Here is a 14344-nt window from a genome sequence, read left to right on the forward strand (position 1 = left end):
TCCGTCAAAACAGCTCAAGTGGATCCATCGCCAGAAACGTTTCCCAAGGAATCCCCGATGCCCCGATCAACAACACTTTATCCGGCTCCACAGCTTTGCGGAATGCAGGCATGCCAACACCGGTGTGCGTTTTTCCGCTCTTCACTTCCAGTCCCACCACCTTGCCCCGCCGTTCCAATACAAAGTCGACTTCATGTCCCCCTTCCCGCCAATAGTGAATGTGATATCCTCCGGTATAAGCGCTATTGATTAAATGCGCGCCAACGGCAGATTCCACCATATGTCCCCATTCATCCGGCTTTTGGCGGATTTCTGAAAACTGCTCATCCCGCTGCGCGCTGATCAACGCCGTATTGTGTACCTGGAATTTCGGACTGGATGAGCGTTTACGGATTAATTTGGGGTCATACTTTTCCAAACCGCCGAGTAAACCTGCCGTGTTCAGCAAATCCAGGTAATGCGCTAACGTCGTCGTATTACCGGCATCTACGAGCTGGCCCAGCATTTTGGAATAGGCCATTATCTTTCCCGAATAGACACACCCCATCTCAAATAACCGCCTCATCAATGCCGGTTTGTCTACACGCGTCAGCATTAGGATATCGCGCGAAATACTCGTCTCAATCAACGAATCGTGTACATACCTTTTCCAACGGTCTTCATCGCCTTTAAGCGTTGCAGCTCCCGGATATCCCCCAAACCATACATATGTTGCCACATCCCACCCAAACGCGTCGCGCATTTCGCTAAAAGACCAATGCCCCAAATAGGATGTCTCAAATCTACCGGCCAACGATTCCGTAAGCCCTTGCTGCAACAAAAGCCGGGAAGAACCTAATAGGATAACTTTCAACGTGCGCCCCTCACGGGTATCGGTATCCCACAACAATTTGACCGTTTCGCTCCAATTTGCAATCTTTTGGATTTCGTCGATTACGAGCAAAAATTCGGAAGCTTGCTGTTGCTTCATTATCAGCCTTGCTGTTTCCCATTGTTGCTCCAACCAAACGGTCCCCGCTGCCGATATCGCGTCGGCCGTAACGAAATGGAAAGCATGCTGATAGCCGGCCGTCAATTGGGTCACAAGTGTAGTTTTTCCCACTTGTCGAGGCCCCATTACCACCTGGATAAAATTTCTAGGCTCGCTAATCCGAGACTTAAGAACTTGTAAATAAGGCCTTTCAAACATGATTAAAATTTTACTCAATACAATGAGTAAAATTACTCAATATATTGAGTAAAACCAAATGGAGTCTATATGCCAAGTGTAGATTGTAACGGAACAAGGGCATTTTCACCTATTACAACGACCGCGCCGATTTGCCTTGCCGCCAATGGTCCTCTATTTCTTCTAACGACTTTCCTTTGGTTTCCGGGATGTAAAAGTAGCCCCACAATAGGCCAAGGACACAAATAAGCGCGTAGCTCCAAAAGGTATAAGCCACACCGAGCGTATTAACCAGTTTTAAGAATGTAAAGGCAACAATGGCGTTAAATCCCCAATGGGCCAGCGAGCCCACGCTCATGCCCAAGCTTCTGGTGCGGAGTGGGAAGATTTCGGAAATTAATAACCAGCCGAGTGGCGCTAGGCTGATGGCGATGAAGATGATAAACGCAATGATGCTTCCTGCAGCATAATAAGGCAGCATATCACCCAGCTGCTCACCGAAATGGAAGCTTACACCCAGTACCGCCAATGACGGTATCATGCCGCTGATACCGATCAGAAAAAGTTTACGCCTGCCCCATCGGTCGAGCATAATGACAGAAAAAGCACATGCCGCCACGTTGGCCGCACCGATGATGATAGCCGGTATGATGGAAGCCGTATTGCTCACGATGCCTGCCATTTTGAAAATAGTGGGCGAATAGTAAATAATCGTATTCACACCGGAAAACTGTTGGAAAAAGAAAATCATCACGGTGATGGATAGCGGTATCCGGAGCCATGGTTTAAACAGCTCCTTCACACCCGAGTTGTTCCGCGACACCGTTAGGTCGTATTGCACGTCTTGTATAATTTGCTGGGCTTGATCCTTACTTTCGATTTGCTCCAGAATGGCGCGACCTTTTTCCAGCTTATTTTTGGAAATCAGCCATCGGGGCGATTCGGGAAGGAAAAACATCCCGATAAGCAAGGCAATGGCGGGATATATCCCCACCATAAACATGGCCCGCCAGGATTCAAGATCCTGGTCGTTAGACAGCCAATAGTCGGTAATGTAAGAGGCTAAAATGCCAATGGTTATCATGAGCTGATTGAGCGTCACCAATCCGCCCCGGTATTTCTTCGGCGAGATTTCGGCAATATACATCGGCACGACATAGGAGGTAATGCCGATGGCAATACCAATGACCACCCGCATGATAATCAATTCGGTAATGCTGGAAGCATACGCACATCCCAACGACGCGCCGAAGAAAATGATGGCATTCACGATGATCATTTTCTTTCTTCCCAATACCTCCGTGATGCCACCGCTCGCAATCGCGCCGATGATAGCGCCGACCAATACCGACGTGGTCAGCCATTCCAACTGGCTGTCGGAGAGTGTCCAATGTTCCTGTAAGAACGGCAGCGCACCGGAGATCACACCAGTGTCAAATCCAAATAGCAAGCCACCGATGGCCGCTACCATAGCGATAAACAATACAATCCGGGGAATTTTCATAATTGGTATTAATTGGATAAAATCGAATAACGTGTTTTAATTAACGAATGTCGAAGCGGAGCCAGCTATGGCATTCAGGCAAGCTCCGAATGCGGCTTCTTCGTCATACGGTGAAAAAATAAGGGCGGTTTTAAACTGCTCTTCAAAAGCGCGGCACAACACGGGATTCCGTTTGAGCGCATTGCCCGAGCCTACGAGTACCGACTTGGCACTGCGTACCTCTTCCGGAAGCGCTTGGTAGAATTGGTAGAGTTCGCGACAAATGCCTTTCAGAAGCCCGATAATTAGGTTGTCGGGCGTAAAGTTGTGCGTGGAGATATTTTCGATATGCCCCCGCTTGTCCGGCGCGGAGCGCGTACCGTCAAAAAGCGTCTCTACGATGGGCAGATCAAATGAATCATCCTTGTAGGCAACGGATGTCATGATCTGATAAAAATCAATCCCTTCGGTTGGCGATGCGCTGAATTTCGCTACCGTCTCCTCAAAAAACGTCCGCAACATGGCAAAAGCCTGGCCACCACACAGTGCGGCCCCGACCAGCATGTATCCGCCACCCGGAAACGGGCGGGTCTCTACGCCCGGTATTTTCATGTATTTATCCGAAAAGACGGAGACTTGGCTGCTGGTGCCCACGGTTACGTGGATGGATTGCTTCAACTGGCTCACGGACCCCAAAAATGCCGCTTGATTGTCGCCAACCGCCATATAAACCGGTATATCACGGTAGTGCCCACGGGAAACGGTCGATTCGGCGAGTTCCGGAAGCAGCCCACTGTCGATACCGACCTTGGCGAGCCCGGCGTGGTCGAAATTCAACCGCTCCACATCAAACAAGCCAAGGCCCGCACCATTGGAATAATCGGTAACGGGTACCTGCTGGCCAACCAGTTTCATGACCACAAAATCCATGATGGTACAGATTTTCCCAATCCCGTCGGGTACCAGGCCATTGCGGCAGTTGTAAAAATGAGTGGCTAGCCCAAAACCGGCGGGCACCGCGTGGCCCGTTGATTCGGAAAGAAACGCGGAATACGTCATACCCGTTTTATAGCGCAAATTCGCACGGCCATCCTGCCAGGTATAAAGTGGACTGATCGCATCGCCTTCCCGATTTACATACAGCATCCCATGCATCTGCCCCGTAATCCCGATGCCCTGGATGGCCGTGTAGCGGACCGAAAAATCATCGATCATCGTGCGCACAATTTCCAGAATACGCATGGGATTTTGCGCACGTTCCCAACGTTTGGTTGAGGGAATCCCGGCGTCATTGGGTATGGTTACGGATTCTATTTCGCGGCTTTCTGCCGTATAAGCAACACCGCTGATGGAGCTGGTACCGATATCTATTCCAACAAAGTACATAAACGCTATTTCTGTTCGCTATCTTACGTAAAAACAAGGATATTGCAAATCAAAAAATCAATTTGCCACCTCCCACATTGATTTTAATGAATGCACGTCTGCTTTGATCAGGCGGAGTTTGCCTGCTGTCCGGACTCCATAGGTATCGTGCTGTTCATCAGGCATAAAGCACGAAGAGATAACCACTTCTCCACCGTTGCCAAACACTTCTATAGAATTACGATCCAATAGAATACGTAGGTTTATCTTTCCGTCTTTGGGCTTCAATGGAGCCGCTCCGAGGTTGTTTCTGTCGTTCACTTCCCCAGCGGTTTGGGCTACCCAATCTTCCGGGATTATCCCGTTGCGCATGGCAGGCCCACTACAAGCAATGGACTGCGTTTTCGTATCGTACGATAGCGTTACATCGCTCAAAATCAACTCAAAAGACGAAGATTGACTTACATCCAGATCGAATTCCATATCGTACTGATCGCCATCCAATACCTCCCATTGATGCTCTTTCTCAATCGTCTGATTCTCCCAGGAATAGGTCTGATCGTACAGATTTTTAATATCTCCAACCGGAAGGCGGAATGCCTTCACACCATCGGCTGTCGTGCGCAATGTAACTTCCGTGGGAAAAGTCATTTGCTGTTCAAAAGGCATCCCGGGGTACCGCTGCGTGGGCATCCACGCGATACTGACACACCGATCATCTGGCATATCGCTCCAAGTCATCGCCGCATAATAATTGACACCGTAGTCACCACGTAATACCTCGGTTTCGGGTGTAAAGTTCGTACCGTCGAAACTGCCGATCACATAATCGCCGTTTGCACCAAAGAACAGCCACTTTCTATTGTTCGGATCACCATCCAGTGGCAACGGTTCGAATCCGGGGCACTCGCGTACGCCATCGATTGCAAACGAGCTTAAATGCTTCCACTCTTTTAGATTGTTCGAACCAAATAATCCAAACTCATAACCCTCATCCATAAACAGGGACATGATCCATTTTTGGGACTTTTCGTCCCAAACCACTTTAGGGTCGCGGTTGGCGTGCTTGATGTGCGTCAAGATCGGGTTCTGGTCATAGTAGGTAAATGTCTGGCCGCCGTCTGTACTGTAAGCGATGCACTGTGTACACAATGGGCCCAGACCGTCGCCTGGATTACCACCATTGGTAATGAATGCGATGATGGTTTTTTCCTCTCCGGTCTGGAAACCCGCGACATTATTTACATCGACAACAGCCGAGCCCGACCAGCAGCCGGACCACACTTTATGCGGCGTGATGTGGCTGGGCACCTGCTCCCAATGCACCAAATCCTTGCTGATGGCATGGCCCCAGTCTTTGTAAGCCCCTGGACGATGCGGGGGCATATACTGAAAAAACAGGTGGTACACGCCATCGTAATAAACGAGTCCATTGGGATCGTTCAACCAGTTCTTTTTAGCAGTGAAATGAAACTGCGGCCGATATTTCTCGGTGTAATATGTTGGTCGCCCATCCGCTAGTTCGCTCACTTGCGACAATTCCATAATTCGGTCATCAGGCAGGGATTTGTTCCACAACGCGACAATATCGATAAGTCCTTCGAAGGTCGCTTCGACATCCTCCTGAGTGACATCTGCATATCCATATGCTTTTTTATACTGAGCCCCAATAAGTAAGGGCCGCCGGTTCCAATCCCGGATCTGGCCCACGGTTACCTCGTCGTCGCGCAATTGACCATTAATGTAAAGTTCCGATCGTTCACCATTGAAACGGAAAACGACATCGTGCCAAGCGTTCAGTTCGGCGGCTGGCACTTCATAACGCAACAGGTGAGCTCCGGCAATTTCATCGCTACCTATCTTTGCTTCGATATACACAGCTTCGCCGATACGATTAAACGCGATGCTATATGCTAAATTCTGGTCATTGCCCGACTTGGTCAGGACGGGGGCATAATCGGTAACCGCATTTGCCTGTACGCGGGCATATAGCGTGATGAGCTTGCCACTCAGATTTAACTCATCATTCACCCCTTGCCCGGCATCCAACCACGATGTGCTGCTGAAGCGCGCGGCCCTGCCTTCTCCCCCCCGTTTTTTGGACATCACGGCTTCATTTCCTTCCAAATCGACTAGCGATACGTTTCCGTGCGCTCGTAAACCGCTGTTCACACCGGCTTGGTCTGCTAAGTCGGCAAACGACCATACCGCTACCGCATCTTCAAAGATAGGTCGGCTCGGATCAGTAGCGCTAACCAACAACACCAGGGCAAGGCTGCACGCAACTATTTTTCTCATATCGCTATCCTTACCAACCTGCATTCTGTTTATATAATCCCTTCACGTAGCTGATCTGCACCTCAGGAATCGGAAAATATTCATCACGGTTTTTAGTGAAGTTAGCGTCTCTCAGGTACGACCGTCTGGTTTTTTCCACGTTAAAATAGGCATTCATATATTCGGCCGCAATACCCCAGCGCACCAAATCGAAGAACCATTTGCCTTCCGTTGCAAACTCCAGGTGACGCTCCCAGCGGAGTGCCCGTAGCGCAAATTCCTTGGTCCAAGCCGGGCAATTCAGGCCCGGCCGATACGGCTGCACGTCGAACCTGCCGGTCGGGGTCCCGTCGGCAAACTTCAACCGATCGGTACTGTTGGCCGCACGTTCCCGGATCTCGTTGATCAGCCGAAGGGCTTCGTCCATCTCCTGTTCAAGCTGGATCAACGCCTCAGCGCGCCACAGCATCACCTCATCGAGCCGCAATACATCCCAGTTCAGGCCCGCCCCCATAAAGGGGTTTGTCTTTTTAAAGCAGTCTGAAGTTGGTGACACCAGCAGTTTCTGGCTCATGGAATATCCGTACACCTCAGGCGTACGTACCCAATTTTCGCCCATGATATAGGAAGGCGCATATTTCCAGGGCATACCGGGCACCGCCGCCGTGTGCATCAGGCGCGGGTCCATCGGGGTGGCAGCGAAAGCGTCTTTGTTATCCAGTAGGATACCTGTATTGAAATTTTCGAAATCCGGTACACCATTTACCGTTTTATAGCGGTTCATCATATTGACAGAAGGCTGTAGAAAGCCACAGCAGCCATAGTCCGAATTTACCGGCGACACCAGCCACGAATTCAAGCGGCCCGTCTGCGAATCCGTGGTATACTGGATGGCCCAGATGGATTCCGTACCATTTTCATACTCGCACAGGAAATTCTCGGCAAAATCCGGCGCCAGGTGCTTTCCTGAATTGTCGATAATATCCTTGCACAACGCCGCTACTTCGGTCAGTTTTTCGCGGTTGATGTTGATGACGTTATGGTTGTCGTCCTGCTCATATGCCGCGAAAATCAGTGTCTTCGCCAGGTACGCTTTAGCCGCAAAACCCGTAGGCCTACCCACTTCAGCTTGCACATCCGGCAACACACCCGCCGCAAAGCGGAAATCCTCGATTAATTTCCCCCACAGCTCTTGGTCAGACAATGCATCATTACTCACCTTGTCGTACATATCCTGTGGCGTATCCTCATCGATATAGGGGAAAAATTTGAAACACTGTTTCATGTACATGTAGATGTGACCACGTAGGAACCGCAGCTCGGCGATGCGCTGTTCCCGAAGCGGATATTGCTCGGCCGTCAGGTTTTTCACCCTTCGCAATGCATCGTGGACGCGCCCAACGGCCACATAGTGCACCCACCACAGGTTATCCAGGTCGCCAACGTTGGTAGGCTGCATATAAGTGAATGTTTCCCAACGGTTGCGCTCAGCATTGTCGTTGGTGCCCGATCCGCCCTTGTACGCTTCGCCCCCGCGTACGGTTCCCTCCTCGTAAGGCATGCCCATCTGTTTGTTGAAGTGATTCTGTCCCACGAACGAGTAGGCAGCGTTGATCATTTTTTCGACTTGCTCCGGCTCATTCAAATCTTCATCGGCAACAACGCCCTGAGGCTTGGTATCCAGCATGGACTCGCACGCACCGGATAGCACCAGGATAAGACCGAGACCGAATATGTTTAATGCTTTCATGATTCTTAATCTTAAAATTTACAGTTAGAAAGAAACGTTTATCGCAAACGTCATCGAAAATGGCAGCGGGTATCCGCTTCCCGGCGTTTCCGGATCCAACCCGGTATACGGGTTGTCGCCCCACGTCTTTTTGATCAGCAATACGTTGTCGGCACGCAAAGCCAGGCGTACCCGTTTCATGCGCACCTGATCCAGCAATGCGGTAGGCAGGGTATACCCCAGTTCCATGTTCCGGATTTTCATATACGAACCGGTTTCCACGTAGTAGGTCGAAAACCGTCCTTCGTCGTTGTAATTATTGATGGATATCGCCGGGATGGTCGTATTGGTGTTGGTTGGTGTCCAAGCGTCCAACAAGCGCGTACCGTAGTTTTCGCCGGATGTACTCAACGCGTAGATATCGGTCCAGGATTTCCAACCCTGTACATTAAGCTTCTTGCCCGCCAGCCCGTTGAAGAATACGGCGAAGTCGAAGTTTTTCCATGTCACGCCCACGTTTACCCCATACTCCGCGCTGGGGTCTTGATTGCCCAGCCACGCGCGGTCCTCCTGATCGATCTTACCGTCGCCGTTTACATCCTGAAAACGGATACGCCCCGGCGCTGCACCCACCTGCGTAGCGTGCGCATCCACCTCGGCTTGCGATTGGAAGAGGCCGTCGGCAATGTAGCCGTACATCGACGAGCGCGAGCGCCCCAGGATGTTTTGATCGGTTCCGTTTCCGGCAAAATTATTGATGACCTCATCGGGTACCTTCAAGATCCGCTGCTTATTGTGCGAAACCACGCCACTGATGTTCAGCCCCACATCACCGAAATTATCCGCGTAGTTCAGGGTCAATTCGATGCCCTTGTTATCGATATCCGCACCATTCAACCACATTTGGGCGCCTTCACCGAGTGTCGCCACCGTACCCGGTTTCATCAGGATATCCGTTGTCTTTTTGAGGTAATAGTCGAGCGAGCCGCCAAACTTGCCGGCAAAAAGCGCAAAATCTAGCCCAAAGTTATGCTGGGTAGTCGTTTCCCACCGCAGGTCCGGGTTGTTGCGCTGGGTACGGCGGAAACCCGAAGGCAGGTTGCTCCCACCTTCCCCGGTAAAATCATAGGCGGTCCCCCAGTTCCAGTCCCATACGGAATTGAGGTCGTAAAGCGGACTGTACATCAAGTAGGCCGCATAGTCATCGATCTGCGAATTGCCGTTTTGTCCCCACCCGTAGCGGAGTTTCAATTGGGAAAATCCGGCAAGCGCGTCTTGCAGAAACGGCTCGTTATTCAGCACCCATCCAAAAGACACCGCGGGGAATGTCGCCCACCGGTTGTTAGCCCCGAATACCGAAGAAGCATCCCGGCGAAGGGTACCGGAAGCCAGGTAACGATCGCCAAAGTTATAATTGAATTTTCCAAACCACGAAATCAGCGTGTTGTTGCTGGCTCCGCCCCCATTTTCACGGTCTTCCTCACCTGCGTCCAACTGCATGTAATCCGGCGTTTCCAAGGCAAACACCCGGCGACTTCCCCAATGAGTTTGATACGAATGATCAACTGTCTCCTGCCCGACCATCACATCGAAATTATGTTTACCGACGTCGAATACATATTGCAAGATATTGCTGTTATTCCAATCGTAGTTATAGTTGGATGTCTGGTATACCCCATTCCGAGCCTCGCTCAAAAAGCCCGATTCATACGTCAAATCCATGGTCCGCCGCCAGTAACCCACGAAATCGACCCCAAAAGACGAGCGGAAATTCAGGCCTTTCAATAGCTCGATATTGAGGTACGTGTTCCCAAACAGGCGCAGGTTATCCTGATGGTTCTGCTTGTTGTCCGCTATCAAACGCACCGGATTCTGGCGATCGCTCATCCCACCGATCGGTCCGCCCCAGCCTATGCCATCCACCGTATGCACCGGCACGATAGACATGAGCGATTTGGTGCTCCCCAGGTTTCCGTCGCCCACATTCGAACTGGAGCGCCACTGCGACACGGTGAAGTTCTCGCCGATTTTCACCTTTCCATCCAGCCAGCTGTAATCTGTATTGATCCGCGCATTGAAGCGCCGGAAGAAACTGCCGTCGATGGTTCCCTTATTATCGTAATAATCCGCGGCCAAGAGCGCATTGCCGTTGTCCGTACCCGAAGACACCGTAACGTTGTACTGCTGAATCATGCCGGTACGTAGAATCTCCCGCTGCCAATCGGTATCGGCCGAGCGCATCGTCTGTTCGATCGGATCGAGGTATTCACGCCACGACACGTTGTCGAGCACCCAATTTCCGTTGGCATCCTGATGGTCTTCATACCGGTACAAGCCGCCGAAATCACGCACAAACCCAATCCCGACCAGGTTGGGGTCGGCCGTCGGATTATCGTTCTTAATCGCCCAATACTGGGCGATGCCGCGCTGCTCTGTATTCATCAATTCGAAGGGTTTTGCGCTGCTGGTGAGGGTATTGGAAGCCGTAAAATCAACGGTCGTTCCTTTCTTGCCACGCCGCGTGGTAATAATAATCACGCCGTTCGCCGCACGCGACCCGTAAATGGAGGCCGACGATGCATCTTTCAGCACCTGGATGGATTCGATATCCATGGTGGCCAGCTCCGCCATGGAACGGGTGGTCGGGGTACCATCGATGATATACAGCGGATTGTTGTTGTTCAACGTACCCTCGCCGCGGATGCGTACCGCTGCCGACGGGTCCGGCGAGCCGTTTACGGTAACGGCCATCCCAGCCACCCTACCCTGGGCAGCCCGCATGGCACTGCCCGTCGTGCTGGAGCGGAGCTGATCTACGTTGATCACGGACACGGCCCCGGTCAAATCTGCTTTGCGCTGGGTGGTGTAACCGGTCACGACGACCTCGTCGAGGTTCAAGGCATCTTCAACCAGCCGTATTGTCAATTCCTGCACGGTAGCCGCCGCCAATTCCGTGGTCTTATAGCCCACATAACTGAATGTCAGGGTGCTGGTACTGCCTACGCGCAAGGTAAAGCGCCCATCGGCATCGGTACTCGTGCTGTTGCCTCCCGTCCCCTTTTCGATAATGGAGACATTGGACAATGGCGCCCCGTTCTTGTCCAACACCGTACCGGACACCAAGATCTGCTCTTGGTTGATCATCAGGGAACTAGCGCCAGCCACCCCCTGCCCGGCAAACATGCAAAATAAAAACAGGAGCGCAAACTGGCCCACCATTTTCTTCGTTTCATTTATTTTTCGTTTCATAAATTAGGGTTATTAAGATTAGCTATCTTTTCGATTTTTACATCCCGGATGGCAGCATTACCATTCTTGACATAGAAGAAGAGGTTATTTCCCTTTTGTTCAGGCAACCGATTCACCACGGTCCGTTTGTTATTCACCGATACATCAAAAAAATCTTCATATACAATCACGTCCAGCAGTATCGGCTCATCCAAGCCTTTTACCGCATCGATCGAGGTGTTATGCATAAGCACCGTCTCGTGATTCGGATTCAGCGCCAACCGGTAGCCACTCGTGCGCTTATCCGTAGCCCGCAAAAACAACCCCAGCTCCTCATAATTGCCATCCGGTTCGATGCGCATGGATATCCGGTAATTGTCGGGCAGGTCATTCACTTCCGCCACCCCTACTTCACCAGCCGCCGTGATATCCACCCGCCCATCCGTGATGGCGACGATCGATGGAGACGAGGTCTTGATTTGCGGCATAGCCATTGGTGACGACGCCGGCAGCACCTCGGGCAGGAATTTCGTAGCCAGTGTCCCATCCGGCTCTTGGTAAACTTCCCGGAAAAGTATCGTTCCGCCCCAAATCCGGTCGCCATCATCCCGATCGTCGGCACGGTAAGGCGAATAGGCTACCGCAATACGACGCCCGCCCTTAAACTCGGCTGTTTTATAAACACACTCGAAATGTGCGATCAAGGCTTGCGACTCGGGGTAAATCCAGGGCCCGTAAGGTGCTTTGGCCATTACGTAATGGGTATGCCCCGCTATGCTGTACAACAGGTAATACCAATCGTTCCATTTGAAATAGTCCGCGCATTCAGGCGTGCCCTGTTGCCCGCGCAAGGGCGATTCCACTTCCTCCCAGTTTTTCAGATCCGTAGAAACCAGGTGCACCAGGTAGCCACCGAATCCGCTGATTGCCGGCTCCTTCAGGTTGCCCGAAACGAAAAGATGGAACTGACCGTCCTCTCCCTTAAAGACCTTCGGATCCCTGAAATCCCGACTGATACATTCCTCGGGGGCCAGGTAAAACGGATTGGGCAATTGCTTCTCATAGGTGTAGCCCCCATCCTTGCTGACCGCATAACTCAGCTGCTCATGCACCCCGTTTTCATCCTTTACGCGCGTCGCATAAAACGCATAAAACTGATCGTTAGCTGCTATGACGGATCCCGTGCAAATCGACTTTTCCCACGCCTCATTATCGATGCCCAACGCCACCGGGTGGTGCTCCCAATGAACAAGGTCCGTGGTGGTACTCAAAGCCCATTGATGCCCACCCAAGCCATCCAAACCGGCATGATGCCCTTCGTCCAACAGCCAGTATAAATAGAATGTGCCATTGTGGTAATAAGGCATGCCATCGCCCGAAAACAAATGCGGTTCGATGGGTTTGAAATATTGCAGCTGTGTGGTCCGTTGGATCGAAGGATCATAGTCTTTTACCACTTGCGCGGATGAAGACGCTGCAACCAACAGCAGCAAAACGAAGGCACTGCAGATTTTGTAATGAATAGACAAACACTTAAATCGACTAGACATGGTTATAAAAGTTACATGAAACAAGGCATAATTGGCACCAGTTCGAGGTCAAATATAGGGGCGATATTTACAAAAACAAAACTATTTTATCACAATTTATTATCATAATGTTTACATTTAAAACAAAAAAGAAACCGTTGTTTTCACTAAATCCCCATACAACTCAAAACTTCCCATTCCTAATTTTTCACAATACACTCATATTAAGAATAATGAAAACAAATCTCTATCTACAACACCTTGCATAATTGGTAGGGTTACATACATTAAATGTAAACATTTTGGCGAAAAATATTTTTTAATTGATGAATAATTGCCGACTAAGTTTAACCACAAGGAAGGTAATTGCAGAAAAAATTTTACACCTTACTGCAATAAATGTAAAAATACTTTAATAAATAATATTACATTTGACACCACAATGTAAACACCTTTAATTATGTCTGCTAAAACAAGCTACAAGACGATCTACGACACGCTCAAGAACCAGATCATTAAGGAAGGGTTTCTGCCAGGTGCCATGCTACCTACCGAACAGACGCTTGCCAAACGATACGATGTATCCAGGCCCACCATTGCCAAAGTGTATAACCAGCTACAGGAAGAAGGCTTTGTGAAGAAAACCAAAGGCCTCGGAACGGTGGTCACTTACCAACACACCAACATTCCCTACACGTTTGGCCTGTTGCTTCCGGGATCCGGAGAATCCGAGATCTTCTCGATCATCAACGATCAATTGCTACGGCAATCCGAATCGGGGATGTTTAATTGCTTTTGGGAAGGCGCCACCGCAAGCAGTGCCGAAATCCGGAAATCGCTGATCGAATCGTGTCTCGAAAGCTACATCCAGAAAAAGGTGGATGGCATCTTTTTCTCTCCGCTTGAGCGCGTGCCAGACGCCTATGAGTTAAATCTCAAAATCTGCAAAGTCATCCGGGAGGCAGGTATCCCACTGGTACTGATTGACCGGGATATCCTCGCTGCTCCAGACCGCAGCGAATTCGATGTGGTATGCATCGATAATTTCAGCGCCGGCTGCGTCATGGCCCAGCATCTCATCGATCGCGGCTGCGAAAAACTACATTTTTTCTATCGGCCGGGTTCCGCCAGCTCGGTAGACCTGCGGCTTTCAGGGGTGCGCGATACGGCGCTTAAGCATGGTTATCCGTTTACGGAAAGCAACGTGTTCTGCGGGAGCCCGGAAGACTCGGAGCTGGTAAAGAGCATGGAAGTGATTGCCGGCAAAACAGGTATCATCTGCGCCAACGATTCGACAGCGGCCGTACTTATGTCGTCATTAGACGATCTTGGCATCGAAATATCGAAAGACGTCCTTATCTGCGGATACGACGACATGAAATACTCCAAGCACCTGAAGCATTCGTTGACGTCATTCCGCCAACCCTGCGAGGAGATCGCCAACATCAGCATCGAACTGCTGATGCGCAGATTGAAGGAAAACAACCGTATCCCAATCACCGTAAACCTCAAAGGAGATATCGTTATCCGTGAATCCAGCCAATTTCGTTGAACTAAATTTAAAG

General features: G+C 50.5%; 8 protein-coding genes. 1 reads left to right on the forward strand and 7 read right to left on the reverse strand.

Features of this window, described 5'->3' with window-relative positions; genetic code table 11:
- Positions 1 to 4 precede the first annotated feature (4 nt).
- The 7 genes from BMZ56_RS09820 to BMZ56_RS09850 all read right to left on the reverse strand — a co-directional run bounded on the left by BMZ56_RS09820 (position 5) and on the right by BMZ56_RS09850 (position 12800).
- On the reverse strand, positions 5 to 1117 hold the full coding sequence (locus tag BMZ56_RS09820; RefSeq protein WP_245893154.1) for an ATP-binding protein: 1113 nt from the start codon (positions 1115 to 1117) through the stop codon (positions 5 to 7).
- Positions 1118 to 1301: 184 nt separating this feature from the next.
- On the reverse strand, positions 1302 to 2672 hold the full coding sequence (locus tag BMZ56_RS09825; RefSeq protein WP_090626415.1) for a sugar porter family MFS transporter: 1371 nt from the start codon (positions 2670 to 2672) through the stop codon (positions 1302 to 1304).
- Between the two features lie 36 nt (positions 2673 to 2708).
- Entirely contained in the window at positions 2709 to 4037 is a 1329-nt protein-coding gene (locus tag BMZ56_RS09830) for a sedoheptulokinase (RefSeq protein WP_090626416.1), read from the reverse strand.
- A 57-nt stretch (positions 4038 to 4094) separates the two neighbouring features.
- Positions 4095 to 6314, reverse strand: coding sequence for a GH32 C-terminal domain-containing protein (locus tag BMZ56_RS09835; RefSeq protein ID WP_177195113.1), 2220 nt, complete (start codon positions 6312 to 6314; stop codon positions 4095 to 4097).
- 10 nt (positions 6315 to 6324) lie between these two features.
- Entirely contained in the window at positions 6325 to 8043 is a 1719-nt protein-coding gene (locus tag BMZ56_RS09840) for a RagB/SusD family nutrient uptake outer membrane protein (RefSeq protein WP_090626418.1), read from the reverse strand.
- 24 nt (positions 8044 to 8067) lie between these two features.
- Positions 8068 to 11271 carry a SusC/RagA family TonB-linked outer membrane protein gene (locus BMZ56_RS09845; protein WP_090626419.1) on the reverse strand — a complete coding sequence of 1068 codons (3204 nt, stop codon included), beginning with the start codon at positions 11269 to 11271 and terminating at the stop codon, positions 8068 to 8070.
- A complete protein-coding gene (locus BMZ56_RS09850; RefSeq protein WP_090626420.1) occupies positions 11268 to 12800 on the reverse strand; it encodes a family 43 glycosylhydrolase in 1533 nt (510 codons plus the stop codon). Before BMZ56_RS09850 ends, BMZ56_RS09845 begins: the two co-directional genes overlap by 4 nt.
- 439 nt (positions 12801 to 13239) lie before the next feature.
- Here BMZ56_RS09850 and BMZ56_RS09855 point away from each other — a divergent pair, with 439 nt between their 5' ends.
- Positions 13240 to 14331, forward strand: a complete 1092-nt coding sequence (locus tag BMZ56_RS09855; RefSeq protein ID WP_090626421.1) for a GntR family transcriptional regulator — start codon at positions 13240 to 13242, stop codon at positions 14329 to 14331.
- The last annotated feature ends 13 nt before the right edge of the window (positions 14332 to 14344 follow it).

It is taken from the genome of Parapedobacter indicus, from assembly GCF_900113765.1.
Classification (GTDB): domain Bacteria; phylum Bacteroidota; class Bacteroidia; order Sphingobacteriales; family Sphingobacteriaceae; genus Parapedobacter; species Parapedobacter indicus.

Bases quoted from the DNA above. Each gene is read 5' to 3' on its own strand.
- BMZ56_RS09835 (WP_177195113.1), bottom strand. From the start codon at position 6,314: ATGAGAAAAATAGTTGCGTGCAGCCTTGCCCTGGTGTTGTTGGTTAGC.
- BMZ56_RS09825 (WP_090626415.1), bottom strand. From the start codon at position 2,672: ATGAAAATTCCCCGGATTGTATTGTTTATCGCTATGGTAGCGGCCATC.
- BMZ56_RS09830 (WP_090626416.1), bottom strand. From the start codon at position 4,037: ATGTACTTTGTTGGAATAGATATCGGTACCAGCTCCATCAGCGGTGTT.
- BMZ56_RS09855 (WP_090626421.1), top strand. From the start codon at position 13,240: ATGTCTGCTAAAACAAGCTACAAGACGATCTACGACACGCTCAAGAAC.
- BMZ56_RS09845 (WP_090626419.1), bottom strand. From the start codon at position 11,271: ATGAAACGAAAAATAAATGAAACGAAGAAAATGGTGGGCCAGTTTGCG.
- BMZ56_RS09820 (WP_245893154.1), bottom strand. From the start codon at position 1,117: ATGGGGCCTCGACAAGTGGGAAAAACTACACTTGTGACCCAATTGACG.
- BMZ56_RS09840 (WP_090626418.1), bottom strand. From the start codon at position 8,043: ATGAAAGCATTAAACATATTCGGTCTCGGTCTTATCCTGGTGCTATCC.
- BMZ56_RS09850 (WP_090626420.1), bottom strand. From the start codon at position 12,800: ATGTCTAGTCGATTTAAGTGTTTGTCTATTCATTACAAAATCTGCAGT.